The following is a 19,918-nucleotide window of genomic DNA, read 5'->3' on the forward strand; positions in this document are numbered from 1 at the left end:
AGTCTAACCTTTTAATCCACACCTAAATCCATGGAACAATCACTGAATTCAATCAAAGTCGCGATACTGGTTGCCGATGGATTTGAGCAGGTTGAAATGACCTGCCCCAGAAAAGTCCTAAACCAACGCGGCGCGACCACCCACGTTATTTCGCCCAGCAAAGACGTTGTGAAAGGATGGAGCCATTTGGACTGGGGCGAAAACCACCGGGTCGACGTCCCGCTTGAAATGGCACGTGCCGAATACTACGACGCGCTGCTGCTTCCTGGCGGGGTTATGGGCCTGGACGCATTAAGGATCAACCAAAAGGCGGTCGACTTTGTGCGGTCGTTTTTTATCGCGGGAAAACCGGTGGCGGCGATCTGTCACGGTCCCCAAATCCTGATCGACGCCGACGTTGTACTGGGCCGCACGCTTACCTCGTATGCCGCCATCCGCCATGATCTCGAAAATGCCGGCGCAATATGGGTGGACCAGGAGGTGGTAACCAATAACGGGCTCGTCACCAGCCGCACCACCGACGATCTTTCGGCGTTCGTCAGTACGATGATCCGGGAGTTCAATATGGAATTCCATCATTAACTGCATTAGTCACAGATTCAAACGCTTAGCAGGAGCATCCCGTAACGGATGCTCTTTTTGTTTCCATTTAAAGCCAAAATTGTGGTATTTGCTCTTTCATTACCTGGTTTTCGCATGACACTCATTTCGCTCCAAAACGTCTCTGTCCGCAAATACGAATCAACGGTCCTTTCTAAAATCAACTGGAATATTGAACAAGGAAAAAACTGGGCGATCATCGGCCCGAACGGCTCCGGCAAGTCGGTCCTGCTGGAAGTGATCGCGGGGAAATGGCCTGTACTGAGCGGCAAAATCGTCTACGGCTGGACTACACCGGTCCGCGAAAATATAGAGCTCGCTTCCAACGACTACTCATTCAACCGCATTGTGAGTGCCGGCGCCGAATATTATCAGCAACGCTTTCATGCATACGAGTCCGAGCGCGCACCCAGCGTGCGTGCGATCCTGACCGACCAATTGAAACCGGTAGGAACGGTCGACGATAAATCGGTAACATTAGCCCCTTCCAAAGTAAGTGATGAAGAACTGGATCGCGTGGCAGGCTTGCTATCCATTACCCATTTGCTCGACCACCCGTTTGTGACGCTTTCCAACGGCGAAACGAGGAGAATGCTTTTAGCCAAGTCGCTGCTGAAAAAGCCGAAAGTACTCATGCTCGACAATGCATTCAGCGGCCTCGATGTGCATTCGCGTGAGGTGCTCCGCAGTGCATTAACCGAACTGACCAAACAAGGGGTGACCATCATTATGGCCACTACGGCTACCGAAATCCCCCCATGCATTACCGATGTCCTCGAACTGGAAGCCGGCCAAATTGAAGCGCAAAAACCCGTAGTGCAATTTCGGTCGGCAGCCAGCCATACCCATCAATTTCCGCAGCCCGATCCGCAAAAACTGGCGCATTTCGGTCATCCTGAATTTACCAGCTTTCAACACGCGCTCGATTTGAGAAATATCCGTGTCAAATACGGAGAAGATCAGATTCTCGACGGCGTAAACTGGAAGATCGCGAAGGGAGAAAAATGGGCATTATCCGGACCGAATGGCTCCGGCAAATCGACTTTGCTGAGCATCATTACGGCTGATAATCCACAGCGTTTCGCAAATGACTATGATTTGTTCGATCAAAAACGCGGTGGTGCAGGCGCATCCATCTGGGATATCAAACAAAAGATCGGCCATGTTTCGCCCGAACTCCACTTGTATTTCCCCAGAAATACCACCGTTTTCAAAACCATAGCATCCGGCTTTTTCGATGCGACAGGTGTTTTCTTCAAAAAACTCACCGAAACGCAAATTGAGCGTGTACATGAAGTGGCCGAACTCCTGCATGTGCATGAACTGATCGAAAAGGATTTTTCACAGCTCTCCAAAGGCCAGCAAAGAATGGTACTGCTCGCGCGGGCATTGGTCAAAAACCCGCCGTTGCTCATCCTCGACGAGCCCTGCCAGGGACTGGACACCGACGCGATCGACTATTTTAAGTCGGTTGTAAATGCCATTTGTGATACCGATGAGCGTACTCTGATCTATGTTTCGCATTATCCAAACGAGATTCCGAGCTGTGTAGAGCATTATTTGAAACTGGAAAAAGGAAAAGTGATAGAATCGCGTTAACGATTCCAACTTTTAGTGAAAAACGGAAATCCTCTTTTTCTGTATTAATCAAATCACCAGCTATGACCAGAAAAGTATTTGTTTACATTGCCGCCAGCCTCGACGGCTACATTGCCAAGCACGACGACGACCTGACCTTTCTTTCCCTCGTGGAACAAGAGGGTGAAGATTACGGCTATGGCGAGTTCATCGACACGATTGACACCGTAATCATCGGCCGTAAAACGTATGATAAGGTGCAGGCGATGGGCATCGAATACCTTCGTCCAGATAAGGAATATTACATCATGACGCGCACGCCGCGTGCACAGGAAGGCAATGTCCGATTCCACACCGGCGACCTGAAGGCGCTGATCGACGAGCTGAAACAAAAAGAAGGGAAACATATTTTCGTAGATGGCGGGGCAGAAGTCGTAAACCAGCTCATACGACTCGACCTGATTGACGAGTATATTGTTTCACTGATTCCCATTTTGTTGGGCGATGGCATCCGACTGTTCAAGGATGGCAGACCGGAGCAGAACCTTACTTTCGTGAGCAGTAAGTCTTTTGAAAAAGGTCTGGTACAACTGCATTACATGCGCAGGTAACGCATTGCGCTAGCGGACGGGCCTGGCTTTCACCGGCTCGTCCCATTTGTTTCGAACAAACCCGTTTTTAAGGTTCATCACAATCGAAATGGAGCTGCTGCCAAAACCCGGTACATATTGCGCCCGGCCATAGCCGACTTCGAACCTTTTAATGCGCAGCCACGTGCCGAAGGAAAATCCAGCCAGTGCGCCGCGATTTGTCAAACGAAGCTCCTGCCTTTTCAAATGGTCATAGCCGAGCAGAATGCGGAAGTTGGAATGCGCCAATATTTCCGCGCCCAGCGACAAATGCCTGCCTAGTTTTTCTGCCACTCCCACTTTTTTGGGCAGCTTAGTACCATTGATATCGTAAGTATAAAACAAGTTCGGGTCGTTATAAACCATATCGAAGCGGTTTAAATGATGGGCAGTCAACGACACACGGACCGGCATATATTTGGGTTTGAAGGTTACCCCTATCCGCATATCCAGTGGCAATACCGGCGTCAATGCACCATTGTAGTTCTGCTTTAAAAAGCCGAAGTTTTTGGCCACGAAACCGATTGTAAGGTCCTCCTGCGGATGCCGGAATGTAGCGCCCCAGTCGAATGCCATTCCCCAGGTCTGGTAACTTTCGATGGACGCGCCCACGAACTTGGCCGTCGCGCCTAACGTGAAAGCGCCTAGCGTGTGCCCGTAACCCGCTGAAAGGCCATAATCCGCCGCGCGGAACTCCCCTACCACATTTCCGATGTCGTCCGTTTCCTGCATCGTACCATAATTCAGGTATTGCAGCCCAACCGCCCAAATGCCGCCTGTTTTGCGGACGCGGTTGGCATAACCCATATTCACAAACTTGGTATCCGCCAGGTAAGGCATCAGGTTCAGCGATACGTTATTAATCTTCGCCGAATCGAGCAATGCGGGGTTTTGAAGAAATAATGCGGGGTCGTTACCTTGCGCGGCAATGTGGTTGGAACCCAACGCGGTACTGCGTGCCTGAGCAGGTAATTGGAGAAAATCCAGGCGCGTACGGCCGCCCGTCACCTGGGCGAAAGCGGCATTCCACGGCGAGCAAAGCCACGTGATCAGGAAAAGCAAACCACAGCCTGTCGACCTCATAAACGTCCTATAATTTCCCGAATCATTAAAATGCAGCTATATTTATAACCCAACAAATGTAACCATATCCCCGCATTACATGGAATCCCGATCAGCCGCTGTTTCAAAAAAAGAACTTTTAGATCAAAAAAATGCTGAGGCTGAACTGGGCGGCGGTGAAAACAGGATCCAGGCGCAACATGCCAAGGGCAAGCTCACCGCCCGTGAACGCATTTCCATTCTGCTCGACAAAGGTTCTTTTGAGGAAATAGGGCGGTTTGTGATGCACCGCAGCAAGGATTTCGGGCTGGATAAGGAGCATTACCTTGGCGACGGTGTAGTTACGGGTTATGGCAAAGTCAATGGCCGGCTGGTGTACGTTTTCGCGCAGGATTTCACGGTTTTCGGCGGTTCGCTCTCAGAAACACATGCAGAAAAGATCTGTAAACTGATGGACCTCGCTATGAAAAACGGCGCACCGATCATCGGTCTGAACGATTCCGGTGGCGCCCGCATTCAGGAAGGGGTGCTTTCGCTCGCGGGTTACGCGGATATTTTCTATAAAAACACCCTGGCTTCCGGGGTCATACCGCAAATTTCGGCTGTGATGGGTCCATGCGCCGGCGGCGCGGTTTATTCCCCCGCGATTACGGATTTCATTTTAATGGTTGAAAACACGAGCTATATGTTCGTAACCGGTCCCAATGTGGTCAAAACTGTAACACACGAGGAAGTAACATCAGAAGAACTTGGTGGTGCGATGACGCACGCAACGAAATCGGGTGTGACGCATTTTGTGTCCGCCAATGAGGTCGAATGCCTGCAATCGATCAAAAAGCTGCTGAGCTATATGCCGCAAAACTGCGAGGACGACGCACCGCGGTATCCCTACACGCCCGGCGACGAGCTGCGTCCTGCATTGAATACGCTCATTCCCGAGAACGCCAACCAGCCTTACGATATGCGGGAAGTCATTACCGAGCTTTCTGATGCCGACAGTTTTTTTGAAGTACATGAAAATTTTGCGGAGAATATCGTGGTAGGCTTCTCTCGCATTGCCGGGCGCAGCATCGGCATTGTCGCCAACCAACCCGCCGTGCTTGCAGGTGTGCTCGACATTCATGCCAGCCAAAAGGCGGCCCGTTTCGTCCGGTTTTGTGATTGTTTCAATATTCCATTACTGGTTCTCGAAGATGTCCCCGGCTTCCTGCCAGGCACCGATCAGGAATGGAATGCGATCATCAGCAACGGCGCAAAGCTATTGTATGCATTCTGCGAAGCCACCGTCCCGCGCATCACCGTGATCACGCGCAAGGCGTACGGGGGCGCATATGATGTGATGAACTCCAAGCACATCGGCGCGGATATGAACTTCGCCTGGCCTTCCGCCGAAATCGCCGTAATGGGAGCAAGCGGCGCGGCTGAAATTATTTTCAAACGCGAGATCGCGCAGGCCGAGGATCCCGCGAAGAAATTGCAGGAGAAAATCGACGATTATACCCACAAATTCGCCAACCCTTACCGTGCCGCGCACCGCGGTTATATCGATGAGGTGATCTACCCCGACCAGACCCGCGCGAAGCTGATCCGTGCTTTCGAAATGCTCGAAAACAAGGTGGATGTGCTACCCAAAAAGAAGCACGGCAACATTCCGTTGTAACGAGCACGCAGCGCGTATTGCCCATTTTTCAGAATTTTACAGCCTATTCCCTGGCCTTACCCCATTAATATCGGGTAATGCCCGGGAATGCTTTGGCACATTCCTGATATTGTCCTAATTTCACAAGCACTAAACAATCTCAATTACTTCCTAAAAGAACCTTAACGAATGAAAGAAGAGAAAGGACTTTCCGCGTCCTCACGCAGGAGCTTTATCAAAGGCTCACTGGCGACGCTGGCAACGTTTTCGATCGTTCCCCGCCATGTGCTGGGAAAGGGTTACCTCGCCCCGAGCGACACACTCACCAAAGCCATTGTCGGCACCGGCTCCATGGGCCGCGGCCACATCCCTTATGCAGGCACCAAAGTGGTTGCATTGTGTGACGTGGACAAAAGGCATCTCGACATTGCGGTCAATATGGTCGACAAGGGCGTCAAAACCTTCTCCGACTACCGTGAGCTGATCCAGCTTCCTGAAGTCGACATCGTCCACGTGGCTACCCCGCCGCATTGGCATGGCATTATCGCCGCCGACGCCGCCCGCGCGGGCAAGGACGTGTGGTGCGAGAAACCGATGACGCGCACAATAGGCGAAGGCAAACGTCTGGTGGAAGCCGTTCAGCAGCACGGGAGAGTGTTCCGACTCAACACCTGGTTTCGTTTCGAAAGCAATTTCTACGGAATGAATACTACTGTTAAACCCATTAAAAAGCTCGTTCAGAGCGGCTTGCTCGGCTGGCCATTGAAAGTAACCGTCAGCAAGCATACCGGTTTCGACTGGAAGTTTTATTGGGTAGGTAAAACAAACAATGCCCCTCAACCGGTACCTGCCGAGCTCGACTATGATATGTGGCTTGGCCCAGCGCCGTACAAACCATACAGCGAACACCGTGTGCACCAAACCTTCCGCGGCTACTGGGATTACGATGGTGGGGGCCTGGGCGACATGGGCCAGCATTACATCGACCCTATTCAATATTTCCTCGGTAAGGACGATACCAGCCCGGTAAGCGTGGAAGTGGATGCCCCTCAGCAACACACTGAAGCCGTTGGTACCTGGCGCCGTATTACCTACACCTATGCCGATGGCTGCCAAATCGTGCTCGACGGCGAAGCCAAAGATGACAAAGTAGCGTACATCGAAGGCCCGAAAGGCAAGCTGTACCCAAATTTCAAATCGGATATTCCGGACCTGGAAAAGAAACTCGCCGCATTCCCCGATCCCGAGCCGCAGGTTACTGACTTCGTGGACGCTGTGAAGAACCGCAAGAAGTTCGCATTGAACGAGGAAAACGGTCATCGCTCGTGCACGATCGTGAACATGGGCCTTATTGCATTGCGCCTGGGCCGCTCATTGAAATTCGATCCGGACAAACAGGAATTTATCGACGACGAAGGCGCAAACAGGCTGATCGATCAGCCCATGCGTGCCCCCTGGACCATTTAAGAACTTAAAAGCTAAACTGACAGGCCTTCCGGCTTGCAGCACCGGCATATCCGATGAAAAAAAGACTTTACCCTATTATGGCCTTCTGCCTGGCTTCCTCGCAGCTCATGGCCCAAAACGACAACTCGCTCGACGCCAAAGTGAAGGCGGTGTTGTCGAAACTCCCTTCCCAGAATGAGGCGGCATTGAAGAAAAACATGGAAGAACTCGCCCAGCTCGGCAAGCCAGGCCTGGTTCAGATCGCCTCTATGCTCACGCCCCTCGGCAAAGGAGATAACACTAAGATACAATATGCTTTAGGTGGTTTCACCTATTATGCTTCCCAGGCAGGCAAAGAGGCCCTGCGCAAAGACGCTGCGGAAGCCTACGGCGAAGCATTATCAAAAGTGAATGATCCTGACAGCAAAAACTTCCTCATTTACCAGCTTCAAACCGTTGGAAAAGATGAGTCGGTAGATGTTTTGAAAGGGTATCTCAAAGACGAAAGACTTTCACAACCTGCCGCGCGGACATTGGCGCGCATAGGCTCGCCATCTGCGGGCGCCGCTTTACTGGAAGCATTGGGTAATGCCAGCGGAAGCGCACAGCTCGCGATTACCGAGGCATTGGGCGGCAGCCATAACAAAAGTGCCGCTGCGGTCATCGAAAAAACCGCTGCCAGTTCCGATATCAAGTTGCGCAAGGTTAGCCTTTATGCACTATCGGAAATCGGCTCACCTTCTTCGGAAAGTATTCTGGCGGGCGCTGCACAGAAAGCCGCCTACGGCTACGACGAAGCCGACGCGACAGCTGTTTACCTCAAATACCTCGCAAATCTGGCCGCCAATGGCCATGCCGCGTCTGCTGAAAAGGCGGCGCTCGCATTGATCAAAGCTACGCCGGATGTAAAGCAATCCGCAACTCGCTCTTCTGCATTGAAGATTTATTCGGATGTTAAAAAGAGAGAATCTGTACCCGTTCTGGTAAGCGCATTACAGAGTACCGACGCTCAATACCGTGCCGCCGCATTGAAATTAGGCCAGAAATACCTGATGGCCGACGGCACTACCCCATGGTTGAATGCATTCAAAAAAGCCAACCCTACCGTACAGGCAGAGATTATTACCATGCTGGGCCGTGCGGAATCGAAAGATGCATTACCGGTGGTTTTGAAGGCATTGACTTCGAAAGATAGCAAAGTAAAAACGGCTGCGATCTGGGCCGCTGGACGAATCGGACAGGAAAGCAGCGTTGCCAAGCTGATCCCGGTTTTGAAAACGGCCAATGCGGATGAAATCGCGGCGATTAAAAGCAGCTTGCTGACGATCAAAGGCGCTTCACTCGTGGATCAGGTCGCAACGGCCGTTCCTACCCTTCCCGCACCAGCACAATCGGCGCTGATTGATGTGCTGGCCGCCCGTGCAGCCAGTTCGAAATTGCCGGTTGTTTCAGCGCAGTTGAAGAGCACGAATCCCGAAGTACGGAAATCGGCTTTCAATGCATTGAAATCGCTGGCTACCGGCAACGATCTGCCACAACTGTATGCATTATTGAATAGCGTTTCCAATGCTGACGAGATTGCGGCTACACAAAGCGCTATCAACGCGGCGATTAAGGAAAGCGGCGACGCAGACAGCCAGACCGACGCTGTTTTGAAACAAATGCAAGCTGCCCCGGCTGATAAACAAGGTAATTACCTTGCAGTATTGGCTGGTATTGGTGGTAAAAAGGCTTTGAAATCGGTGGTGGAAGCATACGGAAACGGGGATGCTACGAAGAAGAAGTCGGCTATCGCGGCACTTTCCGCCTGGGTCGACGCGAGCGCTGCCAAAGAATTGCTCAACATTGCAAGCAGCACCAGCGATTCCGATGATTTCAATGCTGCGTTGACGGGCTATGTTGCTGCCACGGCAAAATCGGGCAAAACAGCTGCCAACAAAGTGATTATGCTCCGCGAAGCATTGGCGATTGCCAAAACCGACGCGCAGAAGGAAGCGATTATCAAGGAACTGGGAAGAAACAGAACCTTTAATTCACTACTGCTGGCCGGCAAATACCTGGATAATGCAGGTACGCAGCAAGCTGCGGCGCAGGCTGTTATGAACATTGCATTGAGTAACAAAAACCTGTACAGCGCTGAAATTCGTGAGCTATTGACCAAAGCTGGCCCGCTTTTGAAAGGCCAGGACGCTGATTACCAAAGAGAATCGATCCGTAAGCATTTGGCTGAGTTACCTGCCGGTGAGGGCTTTGTATCGCTATTTAATGGCAAAGACCTCTCGGGATGGAAAGGTTTGGTACAAAACCCGATCGCACGCCGCAAAATGAGCGCTGATTCGCTGGCATTCAAGCAGAAGAAAGCGGATGAGGCGGCATTCAAGGATTGGTTTGCCAAAGACGGTGAACTCGTTTTCTCCGGCCATGGCGATAACCTTTGCACCGTGAAGCAATACGGTGACTTCGAAATGTACGTCGACTGGAAAATTCAGAAAGATGGCGACGCGGGCATTTACCTCCGGGGTACGCCGCAGGTACAGATCTGGGACACCTCACGTGTGAGCGTAGGCGCGCAAGTGGGCTCGGGAGGGCTCTATAATAACCAAAAAAACCCGAGCAAGCCTTCGAAAGTAGCCGATAATGCGATTGGCGAATGGAATACCTTCCATATCACGATGATCGGAGATCGCGTATCAGTAGACCTGAACGGGGAAAATGTGGTGGATAATGTGGTGCTCGAAAACTATTGGGACCGCAACTTGCCGATTTTCGCAAAAGAGCAACTCGAATTGCAGGCGCATGGCAACGAGATCCACTACCGCGACATTTACGTTCGCGAAATCCCTCGCCCGGAATTCACATTACCCGAAGCCGAGCAGAAGGAGGGTTTCAAAGTGCTCTTCGATGGTACCAATATGTTTGAATGGGTGGGCAACAAGACCGACTATTTCATTCAGAACGGCGAGCTCGTTGTCGATCCAAAAAAAGGCGGGAAAGGCAATCTGTACACCAAAGACGAATACAGCGATTTCGATTTCCGTTTCGAATTCCAGCTTACGCCGGGCGCGAACAACGGCCTGGGTATCCGCACGCCGATGGAAGGCGATGCAGCCTACGTAGGAACCGAAATCCAGATCCTGGACAACGATGCAGATATTTACAAAGATTTGCACGAATATCAGTACCACGGTTCAGCATACGGCATTATTCCTGCCAAAAGGGGCTATCTGAAACCGGTTGGGGAATGGAACTACGAAGAGGTACGCGTGCAAGGCTCCAAAATCAAGGTAACCCTTAACGGCACCGTAATCCTCGATGGCGACCTTGCCGAAGCCAGCCAAAACGGCACAGCCGACCATAAAGATCACCCGGGCCTGAAAAGGACCAGCGGTCACCTCGGATTCCTCGGCCACGGTTCCGAACTCAAATTCAGGAATATCCGCATCAAAGACCTGAACAAAGCGGCACCTGAACCGGTGGAGACAGGAAAGAAAAAGAGTAAGAAGAAGAAATAATTTGAAGATGCCCTGCAATTTGCGGGGCATTTCTATTTCCGTGGCTTTACCGGAATACACGGCTAATGTCAACATAGATGATATTCCACGGGCACTGAGTATCACCGCATTGAAACAGATTCTGCCTACATTTTAGACTTGCCTATCAGCGCCTTGCCGGGTGATTTGAAACTGCCCCTGCACCCGCCTCGACCAAAGATTTTGGCACCAACTTATTCCGAAAGCCGATTACGGGATGATCAAAATCCCCTCCGCGATCATGGACGATGAATTCAACTACCTGCGCAACCCGCCATTTTGCAAGGCGATAATCTATTCCATCCGGTCGGTCCGCGATTTTGTCTATGACGTCAGGCTTAAATTATAGAAAAAAATTAAAAAATGCCCTCTTGGATCACTTTGGGCAATTTTATTTAGCTTTGATATAATAATCAGAAAATCAAGATCAAAAAAGTAAATAAGCTGTGTTTGGCTCTTGAGTTGATAAAATAAATATATTTATTCCATCTAAATCAATAAAAAACAAGGCGTTTCATGGACATTTTTGTTGGTAGTCTTTCTTTTAAGTTAAAGGAAAGCGAGCTGCGTGAAGCTTTCGAAAAGTATGGTAAAGTGAGCTCAGCGAAAATCATCATTGACAAAATTACACGTCAAAGCAAAGGGTTCGGGTTTGTGGAAATGCCTGATGAAACAGAGGCCAGAACCGCCATTAATGCATTGAACGGGGCCGATATGTATGGCAGGCCATTGGTTGTGAACGAATCACAGAAGAGAGAACCAAGAGGCGACGGCGGTGGTGCGCCCCGCCCCGATACACGCAGTCGGGAGGGCTTTAACCGGCCACGACCGGCGGGAAATGACGGTCCAGGAAACAGAACGCCTTATACTCAAGATAGAAATACAGGTAGGGACTATAACCGGCAAGAACCATCTCTGGACGACGACGATCAGGATGATGACGATGCACCAGGCACTCCGGCAAGACCCGCCGAGCGTAATTTCGGCGACCGGGGCTTTTCGGGAGGAGGTAACTTCCGCCAGCCGGATAAGCAGCGCGACAAAGGGCATCACGATCGCGGACATGACCATAATCGTCATCAGGGAGGTCGGCCTAAAATGGAGGACCGCTACTCGAAAAAAGGCGGAGGCGGTTCGAAAGATTACGGCCGCCGGTATGGAGGTGGCGACGATGATTGGGATTGATACGTTACAAATGAAAAGAGCCTGCAATCACTTGCAGGCTCTTTTCATTTCCTGAATATGAAGTAAACGGCCAGTACCAGAAACAGGAAACCGACAAAGTGGTTCCACCGGAATGTCTCCGTTTTAAAAAAAACGAGCGTAAAAACCATGAATATGACCAGTGTAATCACTTCCTGGATCACTTTCAGTTCCACTAATGAAAATGGACCACCATTCTCTTTAAAACCAATCCTGTTGGCAGGGACCTGAAAACAATACTCAAACAGGGCTATTCCCCAACTGATGAGGATAATGGAGAATAGCCCCAGTTTACTAAACCAGGCCATCTCCTTGAATTTCAAATGTCCGTACCACGCCATAGTCATGAAGGCGTTGGACAATACCAGAAGGCCTATAGTCAGGACTGATTTCATGCAGCTGCTTTAACTTTGTTATCGCGAAAAAACAACACGAACAGCACCAGTACTACCCCTGCGATGCCCGCAGGCACCATCCAGATCGATGTCCAGTTTTTCACATTGTCGACGGTGTACATATCTGCCACCACACCGGCAATCCACGAACCGATACCCATACCGATACCATAGGTAGCAATCGAAATCAGGCCTTGCGCAGAAGAACGGTACTGCTCGCCCGCTTTGCTGTCGGTGTAAATCTGGCCGGTAACGAAGAAGAAGTCATAGCAAACGCCGTGCAGCACAATCGCCAGGTAGAGCAGCCATTCGCTCGAAGCGTCGCCGTAACCGAAGCCGATGAAACGGATGATCCAGGCGATAAGCCCTACTACCAGCATCCATTTCACGCCGAAACGAGAAAAAGCCAGTGGGATCAGCAACATGAACACAACTTCCGAAGCTTGCCCAAGCGACATTTTATTCTCCACATTGGTCATACCGGAATCCGTCAGCGACGGGTTTGCCATTGCATAGTAGAATGACAACGGGATACAGATCAGCAGGGAAGAAATAAAGAAGATTGCGAAAGAGCGGTCCTTGAACAATTTGAATGCGTCCAAACCCAAAATGTCGGAAAAAGAGGTGTGTGAACTTGGTTTTGGAGGGGTATCAGGCAAGAAGAAAGAATAAACGCCGAGAAACGCTGCAGTAAACATTGAAATCTTGAAAATCAATGCGGTACCGCCAATTTCATAGTATCCGATAATGTTCGTTACCGCGATCCAGGCAACGGTTCCCATAACACGGATGGCGGGAAAATCCTTTTCGGAGTTGGTAACCTGCTGCATGGCAATGGACGTCGTAAGCGACATCGCCGGTGCGAAAGTGATACAATAAGCAAGGATCACCCAGAAAAACGTGTCAGGATCTTTGACTTCCGACAGCAAATACAGAATACCGGCCCCTACCAAATTGAGGATACCCAACACCTTTTGTGCTGCGAAATAACGGTCGGCGATCATTCCCACGAAGAATGGCGCGATGATCATCGCAATGGAGAATGCCGCGTATGCATTTCCAACCTGGACGCCCGTTGCGCCCAATTCTGTAAACATATACTTGCTCATTTGCCCGTACCATGCACCCCACACAAAATAGAGCAGGAACATCATGGCCATCAACTGAAAGCGGGTCGAATTTTTCATAAACTAGGTTAACGGTTGTAGGAGATTGATTGGTATAACATGAGATAATAGGTTACTTTTTGATAAGCTTCTGAAACTCGTTCAGTTTCAGCAATGCCTCGATGGGCGACAGGGTGTTGACATCCACGAGCAGCAGCTTTTCCTTCAACTCGTCCAGCTTCGGGTCTGCCGGCTCGAAAATGCTGAGCTGGAAATTGTTTTTGGGAATATCCTTCACCCGCTTCTTGTGCTCGTGCGCCACGTGGTCTTTTTCCAGGTGCTGCATGATTTCGCTCGCCCGCAAGACGATTGGCTGCGGCATACCGGCGATCTGCGCCACGTGGATACCAAAACTGTGCGCGCTGCCGCCGGGTTTCAGTTTCCGGAGGAAAACCACTTTGTTATCCACTTCCTTTACGGCCACATTGAAGTTTTTGATGCGCGGGAAATCTTCCGCAAGCTGGTTCAATTCGTGGTAATGGGTGGCGAAAAGTGTTTTAGGCCTGCAATTCGACTGACTATGGAGGTATTCTGTAATGGCCCACGCAATGGAAACGCCGTCGTAGGTGCTCGTTCCACGGCCGATTTCGTCCATCAGCACGAGACTCTTGCTGCTCAGGTTGTTCAGGATGCTGGCTGTTTCAGTCATTTCGACCATAAAAGTACTTTCCCCTTTGCTGAGGTTATCGCTCGCTCCTACCCTGGTGAAAACCTTGTCGACCAGGCCGATCGTCGCCGATTTGGCCGGGACAAAGCTGCCCATTTGCGCCATCAGTACAATCAATGCAGTTTGCCGGAGCAATGCCGATTTACCGGCCATGTTCGGACCGGTAATGATGATGATCTGCTGGCTGGCATCGTCAAGGTAAACGTCGTTTGGCACATAGCTTTCTCCCACAGGCAATTGTTGCTCGATTACCGGGTGACGTCCCTCCTTAATATCCAGCTCGTTGCCTTCACTGATAACCGGCTGTACGTATTTGTTCTTCCGGGCAGCTAATGCAAAGGAACTCAGCACATCCAGCGCCGATATGACCTGCGCATTTTGCTGGATCGCGGCCACATATTCCGAAGCCGTTTGTACGATTTCACTGAATATCCTGAATTCGATCGCCGCAATGCGGTCCTCCGCATTCATGATTTTTTCTTCGTATTCTTTGAGCTCGGGCGTAATGTACCGCTCCGCATTGACGAGCGTCTGTTTCCTGATCCAGTCGGAAGGAACTTTACTCTGATGTGCGTGGGTAACTTCGAGATAGTAGCCAAATACCTTGTTATACGCAATTTTAAGCGAACCGATACCTGTCCGTTCAATTTCGCGGTTTTGAAGTTTGATCAGGTAATCCTTGCCTTCGTAGGAAATAGCGTGCAGTTCGTCCAGTTCGCTATCGACTCCGCTCTGGATCATCCGCCCCTGGTTAGAGAGTACGGGAGCATCATCGCGGAGTTCCCGTTCGATCTTCTGAACCAATGCCCCGCAGGCATCCAGTTGGGAAGCGAATTTATCGAGCATACCGCCCGCCAGCAATTCCTTTACGGGGGCGATCTGTTTCAATGATTTTTTAAGCTGAACCAATTCCCGTGGATTGATGCGACGCACCGCCACTTTGGAAATCAGTCGCTCCAAGTCGCCAATCTGCTTGAAATATCCTACCAGCGATTCGTGGAGCTCTTCGTGCGTGAGGAAATGCGCTACGGCGTTCAGGCGCTCCTCTATGGGCGCCTTGTCTTTCAACGGCAATACCATCCATTTCCGCAGCTGCCTCGCGCCCATGGGCGTAACCGTGTGATCGAGAATGTCGATCAGCGGCACACCACCTTCCTGCTGGGGGTACACGAGTTCCAGGTTGCGAACGGTAAAACGGTCGAGCCACACATATCTTTCCTCCTCCAACCTTGTAATGCGGCTGATATGCGCAACTTCCTTGTGCTCGGTTTCACGCAGGTAATGCAAAATTACACCCGCCGCAATAATACCCAGCGGCAGGGATTCGATGCCGTAACCTTTTAAAGTTGTAGTCTGAAAATGCCCTGTAAGCTGCTCATAGCCATAATCGTAGCCGAAGCACCAGTCTTCCAGGTGAAAAGTGTGGTATTTCCCTCCGAAGAGTTCGTTGAATTCCTGCTTGTGTTTTTTGCAATACAACACCTCGGCCGGACCAAAGCCTTGCAGCATTTTATCCACGTACGCCGCATTACCCTGCGACGCCATGAATTCGCCGGTAGAAATGTCGAGAAAGGCGATTCCGTAAAGACCGTCACTACCGACGTGTATCGCCGCCAGGTAGTTGTTTTTGCGGATATCGAGCACATTGTCGTTGAATGACACGCCGGGTGTAACAAGCTCGGTTACGCCGCGCTTCACAATGCCTTTTGCAGCAGCGGGATCTTCGAGCTGATCGCAAATCGCCACGCGTTCGCCCGCACGAACGAGTTTCGGCAGATAATTGTCCAGGGAATGGTGTGGGAAACCCGCGAGCTCCTCGTGCGCACCGCCATTGTTCCGGCGCGTAAGTACGATCCCCAGGATCTTGGAAGCCCTTACCGCATCCTCTCCGAAAGTCTCATAAAAGTCGCCAACCCGGAAAAGCAGCAACGCTCCGGGGTATTTGGCTTTAATCTGATTGTATTGTTTATTAAGCGGAGTTTCTTTGTGTGCCTTTGCCAATTATCAGCCTAATTTTAAGAACAAGGATTTGTACAAAATTAAGCCTTCTCTCCGGTTTGACAAGTCAGGGCAAACGATTTATACCCTTGTCAAAAGGTCCTTTCATAAAAAAGTTTAGCCTCTTTCGGTGTAACTTCCCATACGTCCCCTGGTTTAGGAAAATTTATTTTCTTATCCGCCAATGAAATTTTTCCGATAGACCAGCGCACCAGCCGGAGTGTCGGAAAACCGACGGCCGCCGTCATCCGCCGCACCTGCCGGTTCTTGCCCTCGTGCAATGTAACCGATAGCCATGAAGTAGGGATATTCTTTCGGAAACGGATGGGCGGATTACGTTCGGGAAGCTCTGGTTCCGCTATTTTTGAAACCTCTGCCGGCAATGTCTTATACTGTTTCCCATTGATAGAAATAGCAACGCCATTCGAAAGCTGCCGGCAAGCCTCGTCAGTCACCTCGCCCTCCACCTGCACGTAATACGTACGCGTATGCCTGTTGCGCGGTTCGAGCAGCTTGGTTTTAAGGAAATTATCGTTGGTCAGCAGCAAAAGGCCTTCGCTATCCGCATCCAGGCGACCGACAGGGTAAATGTCCTTGGCAAATGTAAAATCCAGATCGGCTAATGTCTGGTGATCGCCCTCGCGGGAGAATTGGGAGAGCATGCCGAAGGGTTTGTAGATGAGGTAGTATTGGAACAAGATGGAGAATATTAATGAACAAAAAATAGCTATTCTAGAAATTCCGTAAGGTCAATTGAAAAGCCTGGAAGGATTTCCTTATCAGAAAGAATCTCATTGATCTGCTTGACTTCGACAGTTCCATCGATGCGAAAAACATGAACCTTTTCATCGAAACTGTCGATCAACCAGCCCAATTGGGCTCCGTTAGCAATGTATTCTTTCATTTTTTCCACCAGATATTGTAAGCTATCAGATACGAAACGGATTTCAATAACGAAGTCCGGACAAATCGGAGCAAATTTCTGCTTTTCCTCTTTGGAAAGAGCATTCCACCTTTCCCTCCTGATCCACGATACATCCGGCGATCTAACAGAACCATCCGGCAACTTAAAACCAGAAGATGATTCAAAGACTTTCCCTAGACCTGCCTGTTTGTTCCAAACATTTAAAGCAGTAATTACATCTGCATTAAATCCTCCTCCGATTGATCCAGTTGGTGACACAACTATAATATTTCCATGCGAGTCCCTTTCGAACTCTAGTGTGTCGTTTATTTGGCAGAACTCAAAGAATTCGTCATCATTCATCGGCCTAACCGTGCTAAAAGTCACCAGCATCTCGGTATCCATAGGTCATTGAGTTTTTGCTTCTACCAAAATAAACAATTATCACCTGCATCGAAACACACATTTAACCGATATCCCCTACCGAATTTCCAACCACACAGGACAATGGTCCGAGTGGACAGCATCGTTGTACTGCCGGGCGGCGATGATGCGGTCTTTGATCGGTTCGGCTACGGAAATGTAATCGATGCGCCAGCCTTTGTTATTGCCCCGGGCACCGGCGCGGTAAGTCCACCAGGAGTATTGGCGCAATGTCGGATTCATGAAGCGGAAAGCGTCGGTGTAACCGTTCGCGAACCATTCGGTCATCCAGGCGCGCTCTTCGGGTAGGAAGCCGGACGACTTCTGGTTTCTTACCGGGTCGTGAATGTCGATTTCGGTATGCGCGATATTATAGTCGCCACAGATAATCAGGTTCGGACGCTCTTTTCTCAATTCGTTTACCCAAACAAAAAAGTCGGCAAGAAAGCGCATTTTCACGCTCTGGCGCACATCGCCACTTGTACCCGACGGGAAGTAGCAGTTCAGCACCGTGATATCGCCGAAATCAGCCCTTAACACACGTCCTTCCGAGTCATAGGCAGGAATACCGCATCCTTCCACCACACGATCCGGCTTGATTTTGGAGAATATCGCGACCCCGCTGTATCCTTTCTTTTCGGCCGCGTGCCAACCCGCCAGTTCGTAGCCCAGCTCCCGGAAGCCCGAAAGGTCGACTACATCGGGGGTGGCCTTCACCTCCTGGAAACAAAGAATATCGGCCGGCGTGGTTTGAAGCCAGTCGAGCAGGCCATTTTTTAATGCGGCACGAATGCCGTTCAGATTGTAGGTAAGTATTTGCATAAATGAGGGGCAGGCGTTGGCGGCCTTAGTAAAACAGTACCTGTTTTCCGGTATAAGCCGATTCCCACTTTCCGGATTCGCCGCGCGACATGATCCAAGCCCGGTATTTTCCCTCGGGAAGCTTTGCCTTATAAAGCGAGTACTGATAATTGTTGCTGTAATATGAGGCTTTTTGTAAAAAATCCGAAACCGTGTTGGATTCCGGGACCGCTGGGAGCACGATCGTATGTTGCTCCGATTCCAGGACAATGTAAAAGGTTTCCTTTTGCGCTTTCTCCGGCGTCACAAAAAACTGGAAATACTTTGCCGGGAGGTTGCTTTCGCCATTTCTGTATTGTGATCTCGCGTCGAAGCTCCCTTCGAACGGCTTTCCGGAACCGGTCTGACGGATCAGGTCTTCCTGTGCCGGCATATCGTAAAACTGGTAGAAGTCCGTGATTCCGTCCGATTCAAGGCCGATGATCAGATCGCGCATACGCGTAGGATGGTTCCAAAAAGGAATATCGGTAAACAGATCCCCGACAGTCAGGAATGTCTTGTAGTTCTTCCAAAAATAGCTATCGATCACCAGGTCATCGTGCAGCTTTCGAATCGATACAATGGAGGTGAAATAGCTCAGGAAATTCAATCCTACAAAAGACCCCGTCGCAACGATGGCAGCGAGCTTTTTCCAGGCTTTGAAATTCTTTAAAACAATCAGAACACAGACATAGCAAGCAGCGACCAACACAATTCCGAATATCATATATCGTCTCGAAAACACGGTGCCGCCGTACATAACATAGTTGTTGATCGGCCGGCTGATGACGAACATCGCACCCGTGCCCATGATGAACATCATTGTGCCCAGCAAGAACCAGTCTGACCAGGTGGGCTTGCGTGCAAGCAATATTCTCAATGCCCAGGCAGCGAAAATGAATGTAATACCGGCCCCCAGCACGACACAAGCGATCATGTCTTTGTGAAACACCGGCACGAGCGGATGCCGGACGTCGAGGTACAAAGCATTACCCCAGAATGCCATCACGAAGACCACATTGAAAAACGGGTGGTTCCAAACTTTCTCGCCAGGGGAGCTGACGAACTGGTAGTCGAAAAAGAAATAGAACAGCAAGACTGCCACGCTGGCTGCAATCCACCAGAGCAGGTTTTTGAAACGCTTCTGAAAGGCTAGTATGATCATTCCCACGATCCACGCGAGCAGTCCGCTTCCGCTTGTAAAGGTGGTAAGCAATGCGGCAACGAGCCCGATGCGAAAGCCCTTCTCATCTTCACGCGCGAGACCGTAGGCCGTTAGCATCGCAAAGAAGATCAGTGGTGTGTTTTGTAGCGCCGCAATCCCCCAATAAGCATTTTCAAAGTAAACCAGATTGAAAAGTATATAGGGAACAGGAATGAACCAATACCAGGAAATCCCCTCCCTTTTCAGGCTGCGGTAAAACAAATAGCCTATACCTAGCATGAAAAGATCCCCGATGATGATCTGCGTTTTGATATTGACCGTGCCGGTCAGCACGAACATGACCAGCATGACGATCCGCTCGAAACCAAACCGGTGCTGGTTCACCTGCTCGAAAAGCGCTTTCAGCATTCCCGTAAAACTCTCCGAATTACGCAGTTTCTGCACGGTTTCGAGCAGGTTGAAATCGTCGGTATAAGGGATATTGACGAGGTGCGCATCGAGGAGGATGAAAAAATAGAGCACCGGCAGCACGATCAGGCCAATGCCGGTCCATTGCCGCCAGGACTTTATTTTTTCTATCAAAAACGTAGCTCCAAACAGCAGCAGCAGCACAACAACAAGGCTGTAATACTCAAACAGATGAGGATCTTCGAGGAATAGCTTCAAAACGTAG

16 protein-coding genes are annotated in these 19,918 nt (G+C 50.3%); 8 read left to right on the forward strand and 8 right to left on the reverse strand.

The features are described 5' to 3' along the window. Positions 1–30 precede the first annotated feature (30 nt). From AC2YIT_RS03730 to AC2YIT_RS03740, 3 genes are all read left to right on the forward strand, one after another. Positions 31–582, forward strand: a complete 552-nt coding sequence (locus tag AC2YIT_RS03730; protein ID WP_487278262.1) for a type 1 glutamine amidotransferase domain-containing protein — start codon at positions 31–33, stop codon at positions 580–582. Positions 583–696: 114 nt separating this feature from the next. Continuing rightward, positions 697–2,199, forward strand: a complete 1,503-nt coding sequence (locus tag AC2YIT_RS03735; RefSeq protein WP_487278263.1) for an ATP-binding cassette domain-containing protein — start codon at positions 697–699, stop codon at positions 2,197–2,199. A gap of 62 nt (positions 2,200–2,261) precedes the next feature. Beyond that, positions 2,262–2,789, forward strand: a complete 528-nt coding sequence (locus AC2YIT_RS03740) for a dihydrofolate reductase family protein (protein ID WP_487278264.1) — start codon at positions 2,262–2,264, stop codon at positions 2,787–2,789. A 9-nt stretch (positions 2,790–2,798) separates the two neighbouring features. Here AC2YIT_RS03740 and porQ read toward each other — a convergent pair whose 3' ends face one another. Beyond that, on the reverse strand, positions 2,799–3,890 hold the full coding sequence (porQ, locus tag AC2YIT_RS03745; RefSeq protein WP_487278265.1) for a type IX secretion system protein PorQ: 1,092 nt from the start codon (positions 3,888–3,890) through the stop codon (positions 2,799–2,801). A gap of 79 nt (positions 3,891–3,969) precedes the next feature. Between porQ and AC2YIT_RS03750 the strand changes: the two genes are divergently transcribed. From AC2YIT_RS03750 to rbp, 5 genes are all read left to right on the forward strand, one after another. Then, complete coding sequence (locus tag AC2YIT_RS03750; RefSeq protein WP_487278266.1) at positions 3,970–5,529, forward strand: acyl-CoA carboxylase subunit beta; 1,560 nt, start codon at positions 3,970–3,972, stop codon at positions 5,527–5,529. 168 nt (positions 5,530–5,697) lie between these two features. Beyond that, positions 5,698–6,975 carry a Gfo/Idh/MocA family oxidoreductase gene (locus AC2YIT_RS03755; RefSeq protein ID WP_430842307.1) on the forward strand — a complete coding sequence of 426 codons (1,278 nt, stop codon included), beginning with the start codon at positions 5,698–5,700 and terminating at the stop codon, positions 6,973–6,975. 53 nt (positions 6,976–7,028) lie between these two features. Further along, positions 7,029–10,466, forward strand: coding sequence for a 3-keto-alpha-glucoside-1,2-lyase-like domain-containing protein (locus tag AC2YIT_RS03760; protein WP_487278267.1), 3,438 nt, complete (start codon positions 7,029–7,031; stop codon positions 10,464–10,466). Between the two features lie 235 nt (positions 10,467–10,701). Continuing rightward, on the forward strand, positions 10,702–10,833 hold the full coding sequence (locus AC2YIT_RS03765; protein ID WP_487278268.1) for a hypothetical protein: 132 nt from the start codon (positions 10,702–10,704) through the stop codon (positions 10,831–10,833). A gap of 167 nt (positions 10,834–11,000) precedes the next feature. After that, positions 11,001–11,669, forward strand: a complete 669-nt coding sequence (gene rbp / locus AC2YIT_RS03770; protein ID WP_430842301.1) for an RNA-binding regulator — start codon at positions 11,001–11,003, stop codon at positions 11,667–11,669. Positions 11,670–11,713: 44 nt separating this feature from the next. Here the strand turns inward: rbp and AC2YIT_RS03775 are convergent, their stop codons facing one another. The 7 genes from AC2YIT_RS03775 to AC2YIT_RS03805 all read right to left on the reverse strand — a co-directional run bounded on the left by AC2YIT_RS03775 (position 11,714) and on the right by AC2YIT_RS03805 (position 19,911). After that, positions 11,714–12,082, reverse strand: coding sequence for a DMT family protein (locus tag AC2YIT_RS03775; RefSeq protein ID WP_430842299.1), 369 nt, complete (start codon positions 12,080–12,082; stop codon positions 11,714–11,716). Next, on the reverse strand, positions 12,079–13,269 hold the full coding sequence (locus AC2YIT_RS03780; RefSeq protein WP_487278269.1) for an MFS transporter: 1,191 nt from the start codon (positions 13,267–13,269) through the stop codon (positions 12,079–12,081). Before AC2YIT_RS03780 ends, AC2YIT_RS03775 begins: the two co-directional genes overlap by 4 nt. A 52-nt stretch (positions 13,270–13,321) precedes the next feature. After that, positions 13,322–15,916: a DNA mismatch repair protein MutS gene (gene mutS / locus AC2YIT_RS03785; RefSeq protein WP_430842295.1), complete on the reverse strand. Its 2,595-nt coding sequence runs from the start codon at positions 15,914–15,916 to the stop codon at positions 13,322–13,324. 89 nt (positions 15,917–16,005) lie between these two features. Beyond that, complete coding sequence (locus AC2YIT_RS03790) at positions 16,006–16,611, reverse strand: pseudouridine synthase (protein ID WP_487278270.1); 606 nt, start codon at positions 16,609–16,611, stop codon at positions 16,006–16,008. Positions 16,612–16,640: 29 nt separating this feature from the next. Continuing rightward, on the reverse strand, positions 16,641–17,222 hold the full coding sequence (locus AC2YIT_RS03795; RefSeq protein ID WP_487278271.1) for a Uma2 family endonuclease: 582 nt from the start codon (positions 17,220–17,222) through the stop codon (positions 16,641–16,643). 75 nt (positions 17,223–17,297) lie between these two features. Then, positions 17,298–18,062 (reverse strand): exodeoxyribonuclease III, encoded by a 765-nt coding sequence (locus tag AC2YIT_RS03800; protein WP_487278272.1) that lies wholly within the window; start codon positions 18,060–18,062, stop codon positions 17,298–17,300. 25 nt (positions 18,063–18,087) lie between these two features. Continuing rightward, positions 18,088–19,911 carry a hypothetical protein gene (locus AC2YIT_RS03805; RefSeq protein WP_487278273.1) on the reverse strand — a complete coding sequence of 608 codons (1,824 nt, stop codon included), beginning with the start codon at positions 19,909–19,911 and terminating at the stop codon, positions 18,088–18,090. Between the last annotated feature and the right edge of the window lie 7 nt (positions 19,912–19,918).

This window comes from Dyadobacter sp. SRI_021 (assembly GCF_057586235.1).

Excerpts from the sequence above, each read along its gene's own strand:
- AC2YIT_RS03800 (WP_487278272.1), bottom strand. The coding sequence starts at position 18,062 with ATGCAAATACTTACCTACAATCTGAACGGCATTCGTGCCGCATTAAAA.
- AC2YIT_RS03735 (WP_487278263.1), top strand. The coding sequence starts at position 697 with ATGACACTCATTTCGCTCCAAAACGTCTCTGTCCGCAAATACGAATCA.
- porQ (WP_487278265.1), bottom strand. The coding sequence starts at position 3,890 with ATGAGGTCGACAGGCTGTGGTTTGCTTTTCCTGATCACGTGGCTTTGC.
- AC2YIT_RS03795 (WP_487278271.1), bottom strand. The coding sequence starts at position 17,222 with ATGGATACCGAGATGCTGGTGACTTTTAGCACGGTTAGGCCGATGAAT.
- AC2YIT_RS03775 (WP_430842299.1), bottom strand. The coding sequence starts at position 12,082 with ATGAAATCAGTCCTGACTATAGGCCTTCTGGTATTGTCCAACGCCTTC.
- AC2YIT_RS03760 (WP_487278267.1), top strand. The coding sequence starts at position 7,029 with ATGAAAAAAAGACTTTACCCTATTATGGCCTTCTGCCTGGCTTCCTCG.
- AC2YIT_RS03765 (WP_487278268.1), top strand. The coding sequence starts at position 10,702 with ATGATCAAAATCCCCTCCGCGATCATGGACGATGAATTCAACTACCTG.
- rbp (WP_430842301.1), top strand. The coding sequence starts at position 11,001 with ATGGACATTTTTGTTGGTAGTCTTTCTTTTAAGTTAAAGGAAAGCGAG.
- AC2YIT_RS03730 (WP_487278262.1), top strand. The coding sequence starts at position 31 with ATGGAACAATCACTGAATTCAATCAAAGTCGCGATACTGGTTGCCGAT.
- AC2YIT_RS03780 (WP_487278269.1), bottom strand. The coding sequence starts at position 13,269 with ATGAAAAATTCGACCCGCTTTCAGTTGATGGCCATGATGTTCCTGCTC.
- AC2YIT_RS03750 (WP_487278266.1), top strand. The coding sequence starts at position 3,970 with ATGGAATCCCGATCAGCCGCTGTTTCAAAAAAAGAACTTTTAGATCAA.
- AC2YIT_RS03740 (WP_487278264.1), top strand. The coding sequence starts at position 2,262 with ATGACCAGAAAAGTATTTGTTTACATTGCCGCCAGCCTCGACGGCTAC.
- AC2YIT_RS03755 (WP_430842307.1), top strand. The coding sequence starts at position 5,698 with ATGAAAGAAGAGAAAGGACTTTCCGCGTCCTCACGCAGGAGCTTTATC.